This window comes from Desulfonatronum thiosulfatophilum (assembly GCF_900104215.1).
Taxonomy (GTDB): Bacteria; Desulfobacterota; Desulfovibrionia; order Desulfovibrionales; family Desulfonatronaceae; genus Desulfonatronum; species Desulfonatronum thiosulfatophilum.
Map to the genome: position 1 here is coordinate 63753 of NZ_FMXO01000008.1, position 17315 is coordinate 81067.

The window sequence follows — 17315 nt, forward strand, 5'->3', positions numbered from 1 at the left end:
AATCTTAATGCATCACTTTACATATCGTGACGGCGAATTGTACGCGGAGGATGTGGCGGTCCGGGAACTGGCCGCGCAATATGGTACGCCGTTGTATGTGTATTCCACGGCGACCTTCAAGCGTCACTTCCAGGCCTTTGACTCGGCCTTTGCCGATCTGCACCATCTGACCTGTTTTTCGGTTAAGGCCAATTCCAATCTGTGCATTCTGCGTCTGTTGAGCGATCTGGGCGCGGGCATGGACATCGTTTCCGGCGGTGAACTGTTTCGTGCGCTTTCCGCCAAGGTACCGGCCCGCAAGATCGTCTATTCCGGGGTGGGCAAACGGGCCGAAGAAATACGGGAAGCGTTGCTGGCGGACATCTTGATGTTCAATGTCGAATCCGTGGACGAACTGCGCCGCATCAACGAGATCGCCCTGGAGATGGACAAGGTGGCCCGGATCAGCCTGCGCATCAACCCGGACGTGGACCCGAAAACCCATCCCTACATTTCCACGGGCATGGAGAAAAACAAGTTCGGCCTGGACATCGAGCAGTCCCTGGAAGCGTACAAGCTGGCTCAGACCCTGCCGGGCATCGAGCCGGTGGGCATCGACTGCCATATCGGATCCCAGCTTACGACCCTTGAGCCATTTCTCGAAGCGCTCCGGCGCATCAAGGATTTCCATAAAAAACTCAAGACCCTGGGCCTGGACATTCGGTTTCTTGACCTGGGAGGCGGGCTTGGGATCACCTACGACCAGGAGGAGCCGCCGCATCCCAAGGAGTTCGGCCAGGCCCTGGTTCAGGAACTCAAGGACATGGACCTGACGCTGATTTTGGAACCGGGACGGGTTATCGCCGGCAACACCGGCATTCTGGTGACCGAGGTCGTGTACACGAAATCCACGAAGACCAAACATTTCGTCATTGTGGACGCGGCCATGAACGATCTGATCCGTCCTTCGCTGTACCAGTCCCACCATGGCATTGCCGAAGTCGTTCCCCAGCAGCGGCCCGTTCGCAACGTGGACGTTGTCGGACCGATTTGCGAAACCGGAGACTTTCTGGCCCGGGATCGCGAGCTGCCGGAGGTCAAATCCGGAGAGTTGCTGGCCGTGTTTTCCGCCGGCGCCTACGGCTTCACCATGTCCTCCCAGTACAATTCGCGCACCAGGGCCGCGGAAATCCTGGTGGACGGCGCCAACGTCATCCTGGCCAGAAAACGGGAAACCTACGCGGATCTGGTCGCTCTGGAGCGGCAATGCCTTCAGGAATAAGCGCTTCCTTGAACAAGGCCGCGTTTGCGGGCATGCCCGCGCCGTTGGACCGCCTGCGCAGCTTCCAGAATCAACTGGGCGTCGTTGAGGAGGACTTTGCCCGGATAAACGCTTTTTCAGAGGTGTTTTTGCCGGAAAAAATCGAGTTTGCCCACCGCATCTTCGACCATTTTCATTCCATCCCGGCAACCCGGATCATTCTGGACCACGGACCGTCACAGGAGCGGATGATCCAGGTCTGGAGCCATTGGTACGAATCCTTTTTCCGCAACCGCAACGAGGAAGCGTTTCTGGTTTCGCAATGGCGCAGCGGCCTGAATCATGTCGCGGCGGGCATCGACCATCGCTACATCAGTCTGGCCTATGCCCTGGTCCGCAAGTTCATCCGCGAAATTGCCGCGGCCAAATTCGAACCGGATGAAGGCATTCAGGCCCTGGACCTCATGGACCGGGTCCTGGATCTGTGCCTGCTGGTGGAAACCGACGCCTTCATCACGTCCCTGACCAAATGCGACCACGAGATCATCCGCGGCATCGCCCATCAGGTGCGCAACCCGCTGATGGTCATCGGGGGCAACGTGCTGCGGCTGCGGCGGCAGATCCCGCAGGACGATCCCAAGCAAGGGGTCTATGACACGATGCTTCTGGAGGCCAATCGCCTGGAACGCATGGTTCGCAACGTGGCCACCTACAACGAAGTCTTTCAGCGCGAGCCCCAGGCGGTTTCCTGTGATCTGGAGGCCTGTCTGAAAACGGTTGTGCAGGAACTTCATCCCGCCGAGACGTTCAGCATTGATATCCGCCTTGATTCCGATCATCCGACAGTTTTGGCCGATACCGACGACCTGCGGATCATATTCTTTCATCTGCTGCAGAACAGCCTGGAAAATGTTATGGACGTCCATCCGCCGATGATTCGCGTCACATCGGAACAAAGCGCGAACAATCAAAAATTTCTGGATGTCAGCATCTTCAATAATGGTCCGGCACCGGACCCGGACAGTCTGGAAAGCCTTTTCACCCCCTTCTTTTCCACGAAAGCCCTGGGAACCGGCTTTGGGCTACCCATTGCCAGGCTGGCCGTGCGCAAGAATCTTGGACACCTATCCTTGCATTCCGAGCCCGGCGTTGGAACCACCTGCTTGGTAACCCTGCCGGTCAGTTAGGCAGAGGTGTCGGAAGCCAGGATTCAGATGGCAGGGGAACAGTCGGAGCGTGGGTGATTGTCGTCAAGTAAAGAGAGGGAAATCATGAACAGTACCTTGGACAGGCCTTTGCGACTGGGGATCAGCTCCTGTTTGATGGGAAATAACGTGCGCTATGACGGTGGGCACAAGCTGGATCGTTTCCTGCGCGATACATTGGGCAAGTATGTGGAATTCGTTCCGGTCTGTCCGGAAGTGGAATGCGGGATGCCCGTGCCCCGTGAAGCCATGCGTTTGGTGGGTGAAATCGACAACCCGCGTCTGGTGACCATCCGTTCAGGCCATGACTTCACGGACCAGATGCAGGCCTGGGCCGCGGAGAAGAACGCCTGGTTGGCGCAGCAGGATCTGTGCGGGTTCATTTTCAAGAGCAAATCACCCTCCAGTGGCATGCAGGGGGTCAAGGTCTACTCGGAAAAAGGCATGCCGAAGCAAGCCGGCGTGGGCATCTTTGCCCAAACTTTCATCCAACGTTTTCCCCTGTTGCCCGTAGAGGATGACGGCCGCCTGCATGACCCGGGCCTCCGGGAGAATTTCATCGAGCGGATATTCGTGATGCGGCGTTGGCAGGATGTGGAAGCGTTCAAACCGGCCCTGGCACCCTTGATTGCCTTTCACTCCCGCCACAAATATCTTATATTGTCGCACAGCACGAAGCATTATCAGTCCATGGGAGCCCTGGTGGCGCATGCCTCGGAGATGGAGCGCGAGGAGGTCTTTGCCGAATACGCCAGACAACTGGCCGAGGCGTTGCAGCTGCGCACCACCAAGGCCAAACTTTTCAATGTGCTGGAAAAATGCATGGGCTACTTCAAGAAGCAGCTCACGGCCTGGGAAAAACAGGAACTGCTGGAGGTTTTCCGGAATTTCAAGGAGGGGCGGATTCCGCTCATTGTGCCCATTGTCCTGCTCAACCATTACATCCGAAAGTTTGATGAGCCTTATCTTAAGGACCAGTATTTCTTTGACCCGCACCCCCTGGAACTCAAGCTTCGCAACCATGTCTGATGATTGACATCACACCCTATCCAAGATCATGCAATTGATTCGCGCCTGGTTTCAACGCCAGTTCAACGACCCCCAGGTGGTGATCCTGGTGGGCATGCTGACAATATGTTTTGCCGCGCTCTTTTTTCTGGGGCGGATGGTGGTTCCGTTTCTGGCGGGACTGGTGGTGGCGTATCTGCTGGAAGGCCTTGTTCAGTTTCTGACCCGGTTGCGGATTCCCAGACTGCTTGCAGTTCTTGTGGTTTTTCTTACCTTCATGACCGGGATGTTTTTCGCCCTGTTCTGGCTGCTGCCCTTGCTTACCAAGCAGGTCGCCCAACTCGTCCAACAGATTCCGGGGCTGATCACCCAGACGCAATCCTTGTTGCTTCAGCTCCCGGATCGCTATCCCAAGCTGATTACCGACGAGCAGGTGGTACAGTTCACCAGCGTCTTGCGCACCGAACTCTTCAACTTCGGACAAAAGCTGCTCTCCTTTTCCGTGGCCTCGGTCATGGGGTTGATCACCATCATCGTATATTTGATCATCGTGCCCATGCTGGTTTTTTTCTTTCTCAAGGACAGGGACAAGATCACGGCCTGGGTCGCTTCCTTCCTGCCCCATGAACGTCGCCTGGCTTCCCAGGTCTGGGCCGAGGTGAACAGCCAGATCGGCAACTATGTGCGCGGTAAATTCTGGGAAATCATGATCGTCTGGGGCGTCACCTACGCCACCTTCCTCTGGCTCGGCATGCAGTACGCTATGTTGCTCGGCCTGGTGGTGGGCCTGTCCGTGCTGATCCCCTACATCGGCGCGGCGGTGATCACCCTGCCCGTGGCCCTGGTGGCCTATGCCCAGTGGGGGTTCGGGGACGAAATGCTCTACGTGCTCATCGCCTATGCCGTCATTCAGGCCGTGGACGGGAACATCCTGGCTCCGCTGCTCTTTTCCGAGGCGGTGAACATCCACCCCGTGGCCATCATCCTGGCCATTCTCGTTTTTGGCGGACTCTGGGGCTTCTGGGGCATTTTTTTCGCCATTCCCCTGGCCACAGTGGTTCAGGCTGTACTTCGGGCCTGGCCAAGAACCATGGACACTCCTCCGGAGCAAAGGGGACCGAAGGTTGTGATCGCGGACTGAATCAAGCTCCGAGTTTTTTTGATCGTGCACCACGTACAACGGCCCCCATGGGATAATCCCTCGGGGGCCGTTCTTGGTTCAGGATGCTTCTCGCACCTGACGAGCGGAATCAATCTGCTATTCTTGCCAGTGAATGCACTGCACCGGACACGTTTCCATGGCTTCCTCAATCTGATCCTCCGGGCCGCCTTCAGGCATAATGACTTCCGCCTTTCCGGATTGCTCATCCATTTTGAAAACTTCCGGGCATATTTCCACGCAACTCTCACATCCGATGCATTCATCCAAATCGACATAAACCTGCCGTGCCATGATGGACCTCCAATATTATTTGTTGATCAAAAACTACCGGTCCGATTGGTGCCGGACCGATGCTTTGCATGAACCATTTCCTGTCGGAGTATCATCTGCGCGCTGCATCAGATCGGCGGGGCAATGGTGACCACGGTGCGCATGTCCGTGGTCGCCTTGATGCCGTGGGGAACGCTGATGTCGCAGACCAGAACGTCTCCGGCCTTGGCCGGCAGGGACCCGTCCTTGGCCAGAAACTCCCCCTCCCCTTCCAGGATCAGGATGGAGAGCTGCCCCTCGATGTCGTGGGAATGCACGGGGAGTTGCTGGCCGGCCTTGAAGTTGAAGTTCAGAATCTTGAAATAGGGCGAATCGTGAACCAGAAATTTCTTCAGCCCCAGGTCATTGAACCCATTGGCTTCGAACAAGTTGACCGTCTTCATGGTGATTCTCCTTATGGTGTAACTGCTCAGCACATTCAGTGTATGCATCATCCGCCGCTGGATTCCCGCCTTCGCGGGAATGACTTGTTTTAATCATGCCGTCTCCGATCAGTCATACCCGCGAAGGCGGGTATCCAGTTTCTTTTTTGCTGTTGAGCTGGACAGTTACCTTATAGGTTGATGTTATCGCGATGAGCAGATGCTTACAGGGGTCTCATCCCGCTGGCGTTCTCGGGCAGGATCTGGCCCTGGCGGGATATCCTGATTTCCTGGAACGGAATCCGCTTGCCGGAAACGAGCATGGCTTGTCGGACGATTTCCGCCAGTCCGGCGCAGCACGGCACTTCCATAGACAACACCGTGACGCTGTTGATGCCGGCAACATTGAATATATCCACAAATCGTTGCACATAGGCCTGGAAATCATCAAACTTGGGGCAACCGAGCATGATCACCTTTCCCGGCAGCAATTCCTGGTGCAGGGCCGGATAGGCAGCGGGCGCGCAGTCCGCCGCCACCAGCAGATTCGCTCCCTTCAGAAACGGCGCCTGGGGCGGAATCAGGCGGATCTGGATCGGCCAGTGGCTCAGAGCCGACTCTCCAGGCGTTTCTACGGCTTCAGATTGTGTTCCGGCGTGGGGCATTGCACCGGGCTTGGCCGGAGCAAAGGTGGCCATGGCCGATCCGGGGCAGCCGCAGCCAAGATTGGGCAAGGGCTTGGTTGAAGACGTTCCCTCGGCCTGCTCACCTGCTTGCAATTCCTCCAGCCGCTCCTCCACCGCCTCTTCGTCAAAGGCGTCCGCTTCCCGCTTGATGATCGTGATGGCGTCCTTCGGACACTGCCCCAGGCACGCCCCCAGCCCATCGCAAAACTTTTCGGCCACCAGGATGGCTTTTCCGGCCTGAATCTCAATGGCTCCTTCCGCGCAACTGGGCACGCAGACGCCGCAACCATCGCATAATTCTTCGTCGATCCGTACGATATCTCTCAGTTCCTTTTTCATAATCCGATTCTCCTTGGGCTGATATTTTTTCATGGCTGGACGGTGATGTTTGATGATTCGTTTTGTCGCCGCCGCTTTTTTTTTCTCCCTACGCGAGTCCTGTATGCCAGGAGTAAAATAGGAGCGCCTTGACATGGATCAAGTGTCCGAAAATATATCAGTCCAATTTTTTTGCCTTCCTCACCTTTCGTTGTCCTCCTTCCCACGGACCGCAAGGATAAATCCTCATTTGCGTGTTAAGACGAAGAGCCAGTGCATGTTCGGGATCAAAACCGAAATCGCAATCGTAATCGTAATCGGAATCGAAAAGAAATATCCTTTGGTTATAAAAAGTTACGATTTCGATTGCGATTGCGATTGCTGACAATGAAAAAGAGCCTCCAAATCCGAAATTTGGAGGCTCCTATTTATCCGAAATAATTTTACCAGGTTATCCGTAATGCATGCATCAAACCGCCGACCAGCAGGTACAGGCCGGAAAGCACCGCCGCATATCCGACGACCAGGAAAACGACCCTCTTGTATGCCGGGGCTTCCGCCACGATCATGTGATCGATTTCACCGCTATTGGTCAGGCGGGAAATCCAGGCCGGACGTTCGTGTCTGGCGACATGCAAATCCGCGCTGCCTTCAAACATCGTGCGGTCCATGGGGAAGTTGGTGCGCCGAAGGTGGGCAATGAAGTAGTGGATGATGAAAATGTGGGCCATGGCCAGGATGGCTTCAATCCGGTGAATCCAGAAAGCCACGTTCAAGCCCCAGCCCGGGATGTACTTGCTGGACGTCAGGGGATAGGCCAGCAACAAGCCGGTGATGCCGAGGATGACCATGCCCCAGAAGACAGCCCAATAATCGAATTTTTCCCAATACCCCCAGCGATCTATCGGAGGATGTTGAGATCCTCCGAAAATCCATCGCAGATGAAGAAAAAACTGTTTCAAGTCGCTGAATCGCGGCATTATCGAATCCGGACCGAACAACGCAGAGGGAAACGGACGCCACTTGATCTTGAACAGTGCATAAATCACATGCACCAGGAAAGCGACGATCATGAAGATGCCCACATAAATGTGCACGGTCAGGGATGCGTCGAATCCTCCGAAGAGGTTGCCCACACCCTGTCCCCAGCCTGTTTCATGATACATTCTGGCCAAGCCGGTGGCGGCCTGGATCAGAAAGGTGACCATGAGCACCAAATGAAACAGACGCTGCGTCAGGGTGAATCGTTTGATCCGGGTTTTGGCGTCATTGGTCATCCGGGGACCTCTCTTTCTTTATGAAGAGTTCACGAATGCCCCAGAGAATGGTATGGGGCAGGAACAAAGCGAACGTGCCCACGGCAATGACGATCATGATCCAGAAGGCATAATAGAGGACCGGCAGTACATCGGCTGTCGCGGCCCTGGCCGGATTGGGTTCATGAATCCTGTACAAGGCAAAGGAAGGGCCTGCCCCTTCATGGCACTGTGCGCAGACATGGGTATGTCTGCGAATGGGATTCAGCCGGGAAAAGAAATGTCCGCTGCTGGCGATGGGTTCCTGGCCATGGCATTGCCGGCAGGTGATGTTGTGTCTGACGAAATGGCGATTGTTTTGCGCTTCCTCGACATGGCAGGATACACAGCGACGCTGCTCGTAAAAACGCAATCCCCGGTGTGCATCGTCCAGAAGGAACCGATTCAAGGCCCGGTTTTCTTCCTCAAATACCCTGCTGATGCCGCGTCCGCGAATATCCGGCGACTCGATCCGCCCTTCCGTGCCTCGAGGACGAACTTCGTACTCCTCATAGATGCCCGTGCTCATTTCCGTGCTGCGATAGCGGTAATACCGGGAGGCCATCTCTTCCTGCCCGAATGAGAATTCGGGCAGGAAGAACATCAGAATGAACAGGGGAAGGAAGCATTTTTTCCACATGATGTCTCCCCCGTTGTCTTGTTGCATCCGGATTATGTATCTTCCGGATGCAATCTTGATTATGCAGCCGACGTACTATTCAGGCATGGCATACGGAACCTCTTCGTCCATCTGTCCGAAGGTATCCTGAGATACGGCCGGAATCATCCTCCCCTGAGGCTGGGGCAGTTGGGTCAGGATTTCGTACTTGCGCTGCAGTTCTTCCAGATCGTCGTCGCGATGGTAGTGGCAGATCTGGCAGGAGTTGGGCAGGTCGGGGTCGTTGATGGTGTCCATGGGAGCCCGGGCATTGAACGTGTGGCTGCGGATGTCATTGGGTTCGGCCGTGCTGGCAATGCGCGGCATGTGACAACCCAGACAGTTGGCGAATGAGTGGATGGAATGGGCTCGGTTGGCATTGACCATGGTATGGCAGCTCAGACATTGGCTGGAACCGGCTTCCTTGGTCTGAAAGCGTGTCGGCGCGATGCCCAGGCGGTGCACGGCATGGCAGGACGTACAGGTTACGCCCTGCACGGCGTGCTCGGACTGAATCCAGTCGATGTACTGCTGATGGTGCGAGCGCGATGCGAAATCCGGATAAAGGCGGCGCATGTCGGCCTTGTCGTAGGAGCTTTCATAAATCGGCTCCATGACCATTCCTGGAGTAAATCCCACGGGCCAGCCGGCCTCCGGATAATCTTCGTGTTTGGCATTGCCGCGGGTATGGCAGGATCCGCAAATCTGCACGGCAATGCCGGCTGTCATCTTGGCCGGGTTGACGATGGTTTCTCGCTTCTCGAATACCGCGGTCCGGGGAATGTCCGTGTGCCGGGAACCGGGGCCGTGACAGGCCTCGCAACCGATGGACGTTTCGGCAAATTCGTACTCGTCAAGATTGACGCCTGTGGCATGACAGCCCCCGCAACGCACCAGCCAGTCGCGCTCGTCCCAGGCGTGTTCGTAGTAGTTGACCCAGCGTCTCGTCTGGATGTTGTACTGTATCGGAGCGACATGATAGACCCCGTCGACCTGGACCACGTATCGCTGTTTCCATTGCGTGCCGATGGCGTAGATAATTTCATCCCTGGTGGGAATATAGATCTCTTCCACCGGTACTTTGAGTCTGTCTTGAATCTTTTCCAGATCGGCCCTGATCAGGTCGGGGTTCAGGTCCGCCACGATTGCGTGGGGATTTTCCCGCACGTCGATGAGCATGCGGCTGTGCAAGGTCATTTTCCAGGAATCATAATGCTCAAGGTGGCAATTTCGACAGGTTGTCGACCCGATAAAGGTCGCCGGCGCGTCCATCACCGCCTGCATGTCCACGGTCGTCTGCTCTCTGCCGCAGGCCGTCAGGATCAGGGCAGTCGCCAACAACCCCACCATTGTCGTGAAAATTATTTCCCGAAACATGAATACCTCCATTTTATGAAAGGTGGGGTTGGACAATTGCCTGAAAACCGATGAAGCTTGCTACGTCATGTGGTTCGGAGAAAATTATGCGTCATAATCACGATCGCTCAACGGAACGATTCGGCAAGCGGCTGTTGATCTGCATGGGGATCAATATCGTGATTCCTTTTTTCCAGATCATTGGCGGGCTTGCTGCCGGAAGCGTCGCCCTGATTTCGGACGCGGTGCACAACATCGGCGACTTCATGGCCCTGCTGCTCGCCTTTGTCGCTCACAAGCTCGGCAGGCGCAGCCCGTCTCTCAAGCATACCTTCGGCATCCGCCGGGTGGAAATTTTCGCCGCCGTGATCAATGCGGCGTTGCTGGGCGGCGCGGCCGTGTATATCTCAATCGAGGCCGTAAAGCGCCTGCTCGCCCCCACGCCCGTGATCACGGAGCTGGTCATGGCCCTGGCCCTGTTGGGCATCATCGGCAACGGACTGTCCGCCTGGCTGCTCCACGACGACTCCCGACACAGCCTGAATGCCCGGGGGGCGTTCCTGCACATGGTTGGAGACATGCTGACCTCCGTGGCCGTTCTGGTCTCCGCGCTGGTGATACGCTTCACGGACATGCCCTGGCTGGACCCGGCCCTAAGTCTGGTGATCGTGGCCTACATTCTTTTCAACTGCGTCTATCTGCTCCGCGAAGCGACCCGGGTTCTGCTTAATGCGACCCCCAAGGGTCTGGATCTGAGAACAGTCCAGGCCGAACTGGAGGCTCTGGAAGGCGTCGAGAGCATCCACTACCTCCATGTCTGGAACATCAGCGATCAGTCCGTGGCCCTGACCGCCCATGTGGTGGTTCCGGATCAGATGATCAGCGCCACGGAGCATCTCGCCGAAACCATCAACAAGATGCTGAATTCTCGGTTCGGAATCGATCATCCCGTCTTGCAGTTCGAAACCCGGACCTGCGGTCGCGGGACGCTACTCTGCGAGATGACTTGCGACGAGGAGCGGCGCTGTCGCGAGGGCTGATATCTTCCGTTACCTGCTCCGCTTCCTCTTCGGATTGAAAACTTTCGTGCAAATCTTTCTGCAACTGCATGAAATAGTCGCACCAGGAGAGCGTCTTCGCGATCACCATGCGCATTTCCCGCTTGTGTTGGGTCATCGTGATGGTCTCTGAAGAACGGCTCGCGGCAACCAAGTGCCGTGCCGGAACTCTTGTCTTGATGCCGACCGTATCTTCAGCTTCAATTGTCGTCATATATTCATTACGCATATTTCCTCCAAAATGATGTCGTATTGGCGTTATTTCCAGCCGCAATACCGCGACCGGTTTCCTGAACAGCCCGATAAAAAAGCGTGATATGTTCTCGATGACGGATGACCGCATCGTGCGGCAACCGCCGTTCAGAACAAAATCCGGCAAAGACGCCGGCGTCTCGATCAGGCGTCGGTTTACGTCCGGGACCTCAGATCGTGAGAATGGAATTCTCACAATTTGCATAGGTGCAGTAGGCGTAGCCGTCGGCTTCGGAATCGCTCATCCAGGAGTCGTCGTTCAGCAGATAGCGGAACTGGTACGTCGATCCCACGGGAAGGCTCAAAGTTAATGAAAAACAACCGGTCTTGAGCTTTTTCATCTGCGCGGCCGAGGCATCCCAACCATTGAAATCGCCGACCACGGACGCCTGTTCCGCGTTGTTCGCGACGTCCTTCGGAATCTTGAAGGTGACTCTGCACTTGGAGCTGTTTTTCGGGTAGTTTTTCGCCAGGGACATCAACATTATCCTCCGTAATTTGGTGATGGAATGCGGCTGGCTCCAGTCGGGGAAAGCCGGTTGCGCGATCCACGGCGGATCCAGCAATGGATCAGTCGAGAACCAACATCACGGATTCAATATCGATGCCAAGGGAGGGGGCGTGACAACAAGTTGTTTTTTATTGTTTTGTTTGGCGAGAAGCAACGAGAAGAGGAGCTTTTTCTTTTATCGCGATAATATGTTTCTTACCAGAAAAGAAAAATGAAAAAATCGGGATCGCAGCACCCCAGTGCGGTCCGCGGTTAAAGGCGTAAAGGAACACTCCCCGCCAGGAATACAGCGATCACTGGTCCATCTGTCGTCTGGCCGTGCCGGAGCAAGAGGGGCCGCACTGTGGTGCGGCGGTCCCGGGGGCTCTTTAGTTTGGTAGTGCTTGCTGATCTGGTGCTTCATCCGGCTTGTGGGCCGGCAGAGTGAAATAGAATGTTGAGCCTTCGTTGTGCTTGCTTTGGGCCCAGATCTTTCCGCCATGCATCTGGACGAACTCCTTGCATAGCAAAAGCCCCAGCCCGGTTCCCTTTTCCCCGGCCGTGCCCTTGCGAGAAGAAACCTTGTCCAGCATGAACAGCTTGGACAGCGCGGTCTGGTCCATGCCCATGCCGTTGTCTTCCACCGAGATCACAACCATGGAGTCTCGTTTTGTGGCGGTCACCAACACCATTTCCCCGCTCTTGGTGAACTTGACGGCGTTGGAGAGCAGATTGCGCAGGATCATGTTAAACATAGGCTGGTCCACATACACCCTCAGGTTCTTTGGAATGTCGTACTTGAGTTGAACATTCTTCTGGTATGCTGGAGCATGCATCAGGTCGATGTTATGTTTGACCAGTTTCGCCAGGTTGTGGTGTTGCGGCATGAATCTGGCTTCTCCGCGTTGGATGATGGCCCATTCGAGGAGGTTTTCCAGAAGATTGTACAAGTTCTCCGCGGACTGCTGCATGTCTTGGGACAGTCTCTGGATGTCCTCCAGGCAGAGATTCTCGATCCGCTCGGTCAGCATCTTGATGAAGACCAGGAAGCCGATGAACGGCGATCTCAGGTCGTGGGCGATGATGGAAAAGAACTTGTCCCGTTCCGCCAGGGCCTTCTGAAGTTGGGCATTGTATTCAATGATCTCTTCCTCGAACCTTCTGCGCTCGGTGACGTCCTCCCGGATCAGGATGCCTCCGGTGGGGATGTCGTCCTGGAGTATCGGAACGCCCCGGACGCTGACCCAGCCGGAATGACCGCCGGTGAACTCGGGAAAAAACACCTCGTCCATGTCGAGCGGTTGGCCTTGAACAAGATCTCTGACGGCGTCGCCGATTCCCGCCTTGACCAGTCCGGGCAGCTCATGGATGTATTTTCCCAGGAAAAAACTCTTGTCCATCTTGTCTTGCCCAAACGTTCTGATATGCCATTCGTTGACGAATGTAACTTGGCCATACTTGTCGAAGCGCATGATGGATATTGGACATTTTTCCGCAAGGGTCTGGAACTCCATTTGGCTTTTTTGCAGCGCCTCTTCGGCCTGGCGTCGTTCGGTGATGTCCCGGGCCAGGATGATGAAATGAGGATTGGCTACATGAGGGTCTCCTTTGACGGCCACGGACATTTCAAAGAAATGCAGATCTTCTCCAAGATAGAGTGAAAAGACAATTCCTTTACGCAATCCTTCGAACTTGACTTCGGTTAAGGCTTCCTCGATCACCCGGCTCATGTTGATGGGCAGGACATCGTGCATGCTCTCAGAGAGAAAATCCGTGCGGGGACGGTAGAGCAGTTCCTGGACCGGAGCGCGATAATCATGGATCAGACCGTTGTCGTCGACCTCGATCAGGAGGTCCGGCAAGGTGTTCAAGGTTGCGGTGAGCTGGTCGCGGGCTGCCTGCAGTTCCTGCTCGGCGTGCTTGCGGTCGGTGATATCCCGGACCAAGACGATGAACCGGGGCATTGCGGCCAGGGGGTCGCCCTTCACGGCGATGGACAGCTCGAACCAGCGCGATTTGTCGCCGGTCCTCAGGCAGTACTCAGCACCCTTGTTAGTGCCGTCGGCAGCAGCTTCGGCGATTGCTTCGTCAATGATGATCACCACCTCTTCCGGGAGCACCTCGTGAACGGTTTTGAACAGAAACTGCTCCGGCGGAGCAAAGAGCAGTTCCGGATTTGACGTCCGGTAGTCGATGATGCGGCCTTCGATGTCGATCTCGAACATGATGTCCGGCAGGGCGTTGAGGGTGGCCGACAACTGGTCCAGCGCTTCCTTGAGTTCCCTGTCTGCGCGATTCTTCTCCGTGATGTCCTGCAGGATGCAGTGGGTTCGCACGAACCGGCCTTCATTGTCGCGCTGGACCTTGCTGCTGAGGGACACGAGGATGACCGCCCCGTCCTTTCTGACCATCTTGAATTCAACGTTGTGGATCTCGCCGGTTATTTTCAACTTGGCAAATTCCGCGCGAAAGCCCTCGACAAGCTCCGGCGGCAGGAATCTTTCCACACTCTCACCGATCAACTCCTCGGTCGAATAGCCCAGCATGTTCATGAAGGCCTGATTGACGTCCAGGAAATTCGCCTCTTCATCCAGAGACTGATACGGCATGGGAGCGTTCAGGAACATCTGCTTGAAATGTTCTTCGCTTTTTTGTTTCTCTTCTTCAATCTTCTTGCGGTGGGTGATGTTCACAAAGGAGATCACCGCGCCTTCAACCCTGTTCTCCATGGTCCGGTAGGGCCGGATGTGCATCAGGTACCATAAGCCGTTCGTGCACAGCACTTCCACGTCCATGGCGGTCAAGGTATTGATGACGATGCGCGTATCCGCCACCAGGTCGTCATAGTTTTCCAGGTTGGACAGAATGTGGCCCACGGGTCGGCCGATGTCGGCCTCGATCAGGTTGATCACGCTGGTGATGTCCGGAGTGAACCGGACGATGCGCAGGTCCATGTCCACGAACAAGGTTCCGACCCCGGTTCCGGCGAACAAATTATTCATGTCGTTGTTCGCGCGGGACAGTTCGGCGATTTTGGCCTGCAGCGCGACATTGACTGATTCCAGTTCCTTCTTGGATGAGCTGAGTTTCTCATTGGAGAAGGACAACTCCTGGTTCACGGAATACATTTCCTCGTTCGAGGATTTGAGTTCCGCATTGGCTTTGCGCAGTTCGATCAAGGCGACCCGGAGTTGTTCTTCCTTGTCCAGCAGTTGTTGCTGGAGTGCGGCGATCCAGATCTCGGACTCGTTGTCTTGGTCGTATCCGGTCGAAGTTTCGAAAGCATTCACTCCTTCAAGGTCAGAACGCGATAAGGACGGTTGCTGTTCGAAGAACCGGCCCGGCTCCAGAATGATCAGGTACAAGGAGGCGCCGTTTTTTTTCGAGAGATCGGTCTTGATTCCGGAAATGAAATCCGTGGACACGGGCCGTACCGTCAGATTGACCGGCTGCACGTCACCGTCGGATTTGACGCGCAATCCAGGGCAATGCACGGTTTTTCCACCCGCATCGGCCCGATGCAGCGCCGTCCTCAAATCGTTGCGCAACCCGGGGCGGGCCATGTTCAGGATGTTGTTCACCCCGGACACGCCCGAAGGAGATTCCAGGTAGAGGCAGGTACGACCGTGCAGATAGAGAATGTCGCCCGAGCCGTTGACCAGCGCGGCTGCCAGGCCGACCTCCTGCAGAAGCGCCTGCTCGGTCAATTCCCGCAGCGGCAATCCCGCGGTCCATTTCTTTTCCTCATGACTTGGAATTAATCCCGAGCTGTCTACAGTCGGTGACGACGGATGCGCGGCGATGTGTTTCTGCTTGTGTTGATACAGTTTCATTTTGGCGTCCAAAGTCAGAAAAAGGTCGTCGATGTCCTTCACTGTCCCGGTGGGACACAGGAAAAGAAAACCATTCGGAACCAGTGCGTAATGGAGATTGGCAATGAGTTTGTTCTGCAGGTCTTCGTTCATGTAGATCAGGACATAGCGGCAACAGATCAGATCGAGCCGGGAGAGCGGATAATCCCGGATCATGTCATGTTCGGAAAAGACCACCATGTCCCGAATATCCTGGTTGATCCGGTAAGCGCCGGTTTCCCTGTCCATGGTAAAAAAACGGGCCAACCGTTTGGATCCGATATCCGAGGCAATGCTTACCGGATAGAGACCCGCCCGGGCCGTGGCGATTGCCTCGCTGTCCAGGTCCGTGGCGAAAATCTGGATCTTGAAGTTTTTTTGCAAGTTCTGCCGGCGTTCGCTCAAGAGCATGGCCAGGGAGTAGGCTTCCTCTCCGGTGGAGCATCCCACGGACCAGACCCGGATATTCGATCCGGAGATTTTTCCGGCAAAGAGCTTGGGGATGACCTGCTGCTCAAGGGCCTTGAATGCGTCGGGATCACGGAAAAAACTTGTTACGCCGATGCGCAGGTCGCGCAGCAGAGTCCGGATTTCTTCGGGCGTACGGCGAAGGTATTTCAGATACCCGTCCATAAACTCTATCTGATGGACGGCCATGCGCCGTAGAACTCGGCGATAGGTGATGGCAAGATGGTACTGGGAAAAATCATGGCCGCTTTCGTCGCGCACCAGGACCAGGATTTTCTGCAGCAAGCTCGAATCCTGCTGCGATGGGCCGGAGGCGGATTGGTGCGGCTTGCCCAGGGCTTGGGAGGCATAGGCGATGAGCCGGGGAAACATCGCGTCCGGCGGCAGGACGTAGTCGGTCAGTCCCGTTTGAATCACGGCGCGGGGCATGCCGCTGAATTCAGCTGAAGTGGGATCCTGGACCATGACCATGCCCCCTTCGCCCTTGATGTCCCGTACGCCTTGCGCACCGTCGCTTCCTGTGCCGGAAAGGACGATGCCGATGGCCTGTTCGTGTTGATCCCGGGCCAGGGAGCGGAAGAAGAAGTCGATGGGCATCCGCTGGCTGGGCGGCATTGTGGGTTGGAGAAGGTGGAGAGTGCCGCCCAGCAAGGCCAGATCATGGCCCGAAGGAATGACGTAGACGTGGTTGGGACGAATCTGCATTCCATCCCTGATCTCGTGAACTTCCATAGGGATGGTCTGCTTGAGCAGATCGGCGAGCACGCTGCTGTGGTCCGGAGCCAGATGCTGCACCAGGACAAAGGCCATGCCCGGTTCAGCACCCGGCGGCATGCCGGAAAAGAAAGCCTCCAGAGCCGCCAGCCCTCCGGCGGAAGCGCCGATACCCATCACCGGAAAGCCGGTCGACGGGTCTTTCGCAGGTGTCGCCTCGTGATGTTGCGCTGCAGCTTGCATGGGGGAAATCCCGGCCTGGTTCGAGAAACCTGCATGAATCCCCATGACTCGCCTTCTTCTTGACATGATGGCCTCTCGAGCACCGTCTTGCGGCGGCTCAGATTGAACTTCAGTCTAACAGGTAATCAACAAGGTCATCAACTGGCAGGGACCGGAGCGCTAAAGGCAGCACAGAAAAGCAGAAGCACGGCTTCTGAGGCGTTTAGTCCGGCAACCCCGCTACCCTATTCCCAATGCCGGGAACGTAGGCCGGTGGTTTTGCGTCGCACCCTTTCGAAATGCTTTGCCCTTGCGGATGTCTTTTTATTATCTATAATTTCCCGGAAGTGTTGTCGATATTATATGCATTTTGTAACAAATACACACTGCTTAAGATAATTAATTGAACAAAAAGCAACCTCTCAGGTTGTGTTCCAACCTGAGAGGTTGCTTTTTTTACGTTTAGCTGAATGGTAAAGTATGCATTTGGGGTAGAAAAAAAAATTTTGGTTAGAAGGAATATGGGCGGTAAAAAAAAGAAGGTCGAAAACAGCAGAAAGCATAGGTGGATGCGCATCTCATACAACCATGATTCATCCCGGGAGCAGGAGAGATGTTCATCTTTCCTGCTCCCGGGATC

13 protein-coding genes and 1 riboswitch are annotated in these 17315 nt (G+C 55.6%); of the genes, 5 read left to right on the forward strand and 8 right to left on the reverse strand.

The genetic code is table 11. The features are described from left to right. Nucleotides 1-7: 7 nt before the first annotated feature. The 4 genes from lysA to BLP93_RS07885 all read left to right on the forward strand — a co-directional run bounded on the left by lysA (nt 8) and on the right by BLP93_RS07885 (nt 4594). A complete protein-coding gene (gene lysA / locus BLP93_RS07870; RefSeq protein WP_092119647.1) occupies nt 8-1261 on the forward strand; it encodes a diaminopimelate decarboxylase in 1254 nt (417 codons plus the stop codon). Continuing rightward, complete coding sequence (locus BLP93_RS07875; RefSeq protein ID WP_092119650.1) at nt 1246-2427, forward strand: ATP-binding protein; 1182 nt, start codon at nt 1246-1248, stop codon at nt 2425-2427. Before lysA ends, BLP93_RS07875 begins: the two co-directional genes overlap by 16 nt. A gap of 84 nt (nt 2428-2511) precedes the next feature. Further along, nucleotides 2512-3474, forward strand: a complete 963-nt coding sequence (locus BLP93_RS07880; protein WP_092119653.1) for a YbgA family protein — start codon at nt 2512-2514, stop codon at nt 3472-3474. A gap of 28 nt (nt 3475-3502) precedes the next feature. Then, the gene (locus BLP93_RS07885; RefSeq protein ID WP_208596592.1) at nt 3503-4594 is read left to right on the forward strand and encodes an AI-2E family transporter; all 1092 of its coding nucleotides are present in this window, start codon (nt 3503-3505) and stop codon (nt 4592-4594) included. A 117-nt stretch (nt 4595-4711) separates the two neighbouring features. Here the strand turns inward: BLP93_RS07885 and BLP93_RS07890 are convergent, their stop codons facing one another. The 6 genes from BLP93_RS07890 to BLP93_RS07920 form a co-directional block, all read right to left on the reverse strand. Continuing rightward, nucleotides 4712-4906, reverse strand: coding sequence for a ferredoxin (locus BLP93_RS07890; protein ID WP_092119658.1), 195 nt, complete (start codon nt 4904-4906; stop codon nt 4712-4714). Nucleotides 4907-5013: 107 nt separating this feature from the next. Then, on the reverse strand, nt 5014-5328 hold the full coding sequence (locus BLP93_RS07895; protein ID WP_092119661.1) for a cupin domain-containing protein: 315 nt from the start codon (nt 5326-5328) through the stop codon (nt 5014-5016). A gap of 203 nt (nt 5329-5531) precedes the next feature. Next, nucleotides 5532-6332 (reverse strand): ATP-binding protein, encoded by an 801-nt coding sequence (locus BLP93_RS07900; protein WP_092119664.1) that lies wholly within the window; start codon nt 6330-6332, stop codon nt 5532-5534. 422 nt (nt 6333-6754) lie between these two features. Continuing rightward, nucleotides 6755-7588 carry a formate dehydrogenase subunit gamma gene (locus tag BLP93_RS07910; RefSeq protein ID WP_092119669.1) on the reverse strand — a complete coding sequence of 278 codons (834 nt, stop codon included), beginning with the start codon at nt 7586-7588 and terminating at the stop codon, nt 6755-6757. Beyond that, nucleotides 7578-8246: a hypothetical protein gene (locus BLP93_RS07915; protein ID WP_139162951.1), complete on the reverse strand. Its 669-nt coding sequence runs from the start codon at nt 8244-8246 to the stop codon at nt 7578-7580. The genes BLP93_RS07910 and BLP93_RS07915 overlap by 11 nt, the downstream gene beginning before the upstream one ends. 75 nt (nt 8247-8321) lie before the next feature. After that, nucleotides 8322-9641, reverse strand: coding sequence for a multiheme c-type cytochrome (locus BLP93_RS07920; protein WP_208596593.1), 1320 nt, complete (start codon nt 9639-9641; stop codon nt 8322-8324). A gap of 86 nt (nt 9642-9727) precedes the next feature. Here BLP93_RS07920 and BLP93_RS07925 point away from each other — a divergent pair, with 86 nt between their 5' ends. Continuing rightward, nucleotides 9728-10660 (forward strand): cation diffusion facilitator family transporter, encoded by a 933-nt coding sequence (locus BLP93_RS07925; protein ID WP_161946239.1) that lies wholly within the window; start codon nt 9728-9730, stop codon nt 10658-10660. Between the two features lie 440 nt (nt 10661-11100). On the opposite strand, the gene BLP93_RS07930 is transcribed toward BLP93_RS07925, so the two are convergent. Both BLP93_RS07930 and BLP93_RS07935 read right to left on the reverse strand, forming a co-directional pair. Beyond that, on the reverse strand, nt 11101-11409 hold the full coding sequence (locus BLP93_RS07930; RefSeq protein ID WP_092119944.1) for an isoamylase early set domain-containing protein: 309 nt from the start codon (nt 11407-11409) through the stop codon (nt 11101-11103). 400 nt (nt 11410-11809) lie between these two features. Then, nucleotides 11810-16741 (reverse strand): chemotaxis protein CheB, encoded by a 4932-nt coding sequence (locus BLP93_RS07935; protein ID WP_161946240.1) that lies wholly within the window; start codon nt 16739-16741, stop codon nt 11810-11812. Between the two features lie 161 nt (nt 16742-16902). Then, nucleotides 16903-16994, reverse strand: a riboswitch (cyclic di-GMP riboswitch). Nucleotides 16995-17315 lie beyond the last annotated feature (321 nt).

Bases quoted from the DNA above. Each gene is read 5' to 3' on its own strand.
- lysA (WP_092119647.1), top strand. From the start codon at position 8: ATGCATCACTTTACATATCGTGACGGCGAATTGTACGCGGAGGATGTG.
- BLP93_RS07875 (WP_092119650.1), top strand. From the start codon at position 1,246: ATGCCTTCAGGAATAAGCGCTTCCTTGAACAAGGCCGCGTTTGCGGGC.
- BLP93_RS07880 (WP_092119653.1), top strand. From the start codon at position 2,512: ATGAACAGTACCTTGGACAGGCCTTTGCGACTGGGGATCAGCTCCTGT.
- BLP93_RS07885 (WP_208596592.1), top strand. From the start codon at position 3,503: ATGCAATTGATTCGCGCCTGGTTTCAACGCCAGTTCAACGACCCCCAG.
- BLP93_RS07890 (WP_092119658.1), bottom strand. From the start codon at position 4,906: ATGGCACGGCAGGTTTATGTCGATTTGGATGAATGCATCGGATGTGAG.
- BLP93_RS07895 (WP_092119661.1), bottom strand. From the start codon at position 5,328: ATGAAGACGGTCAACTTGTTCGAAGCCAATGGGTTCAATGACCTGGGG.
- BLP93_RS07900 (WP_092119664.1), bottom strand. From the start codon at position 6,332: ATGAAAAAGGAACTGAGAGATATCGTACGGATCGACGAAGAATTATGC.
- BLP93_RS07910 (WP_092119669.1), bottom strand. From the start codon at position 7,588: ATGACCAATGACGCCAAAACCCGGATCAAACGATTCACCCTGACGCAG.
- BLP93_RS07915 (WP_139162951.1), bottom strand. From the start codon at position 8,246: ATGTGGAAAAAATGCTTCCTTCCCCTGTTCATTCTGATGTTCTTCCTG.
- BLP93_RS07920 (WP_208596593.1), bottom strand. From the start codon at position 9,641: ATGTTTCGGGAAATAATTTTCACGACAATGGTGGGGTTGTTGGCGACT.
- BLP93_RS07925 (WP_161946239.1), top strand. From the start codon at position 9,728: ATGCGTCATAATCACGATCGCTCAACGGAACGATTCGGCAAGCGGCTG.
- BLP93_RS07930 (WP_092119944.1), bottom strand. From the start codon at position 11,409: ATGTCCCTGGCGAAAAACTACCCGAAAAACAGCTCCAAGTGCAGAGTC.
- BLP93_RS07935 (WP_161946240.1), bottom strand. From the start codon at position 16,741: ATGGGGATTCATGCAGGTTTCTCGAACCAGGCCGGGATTTCCCCCATG.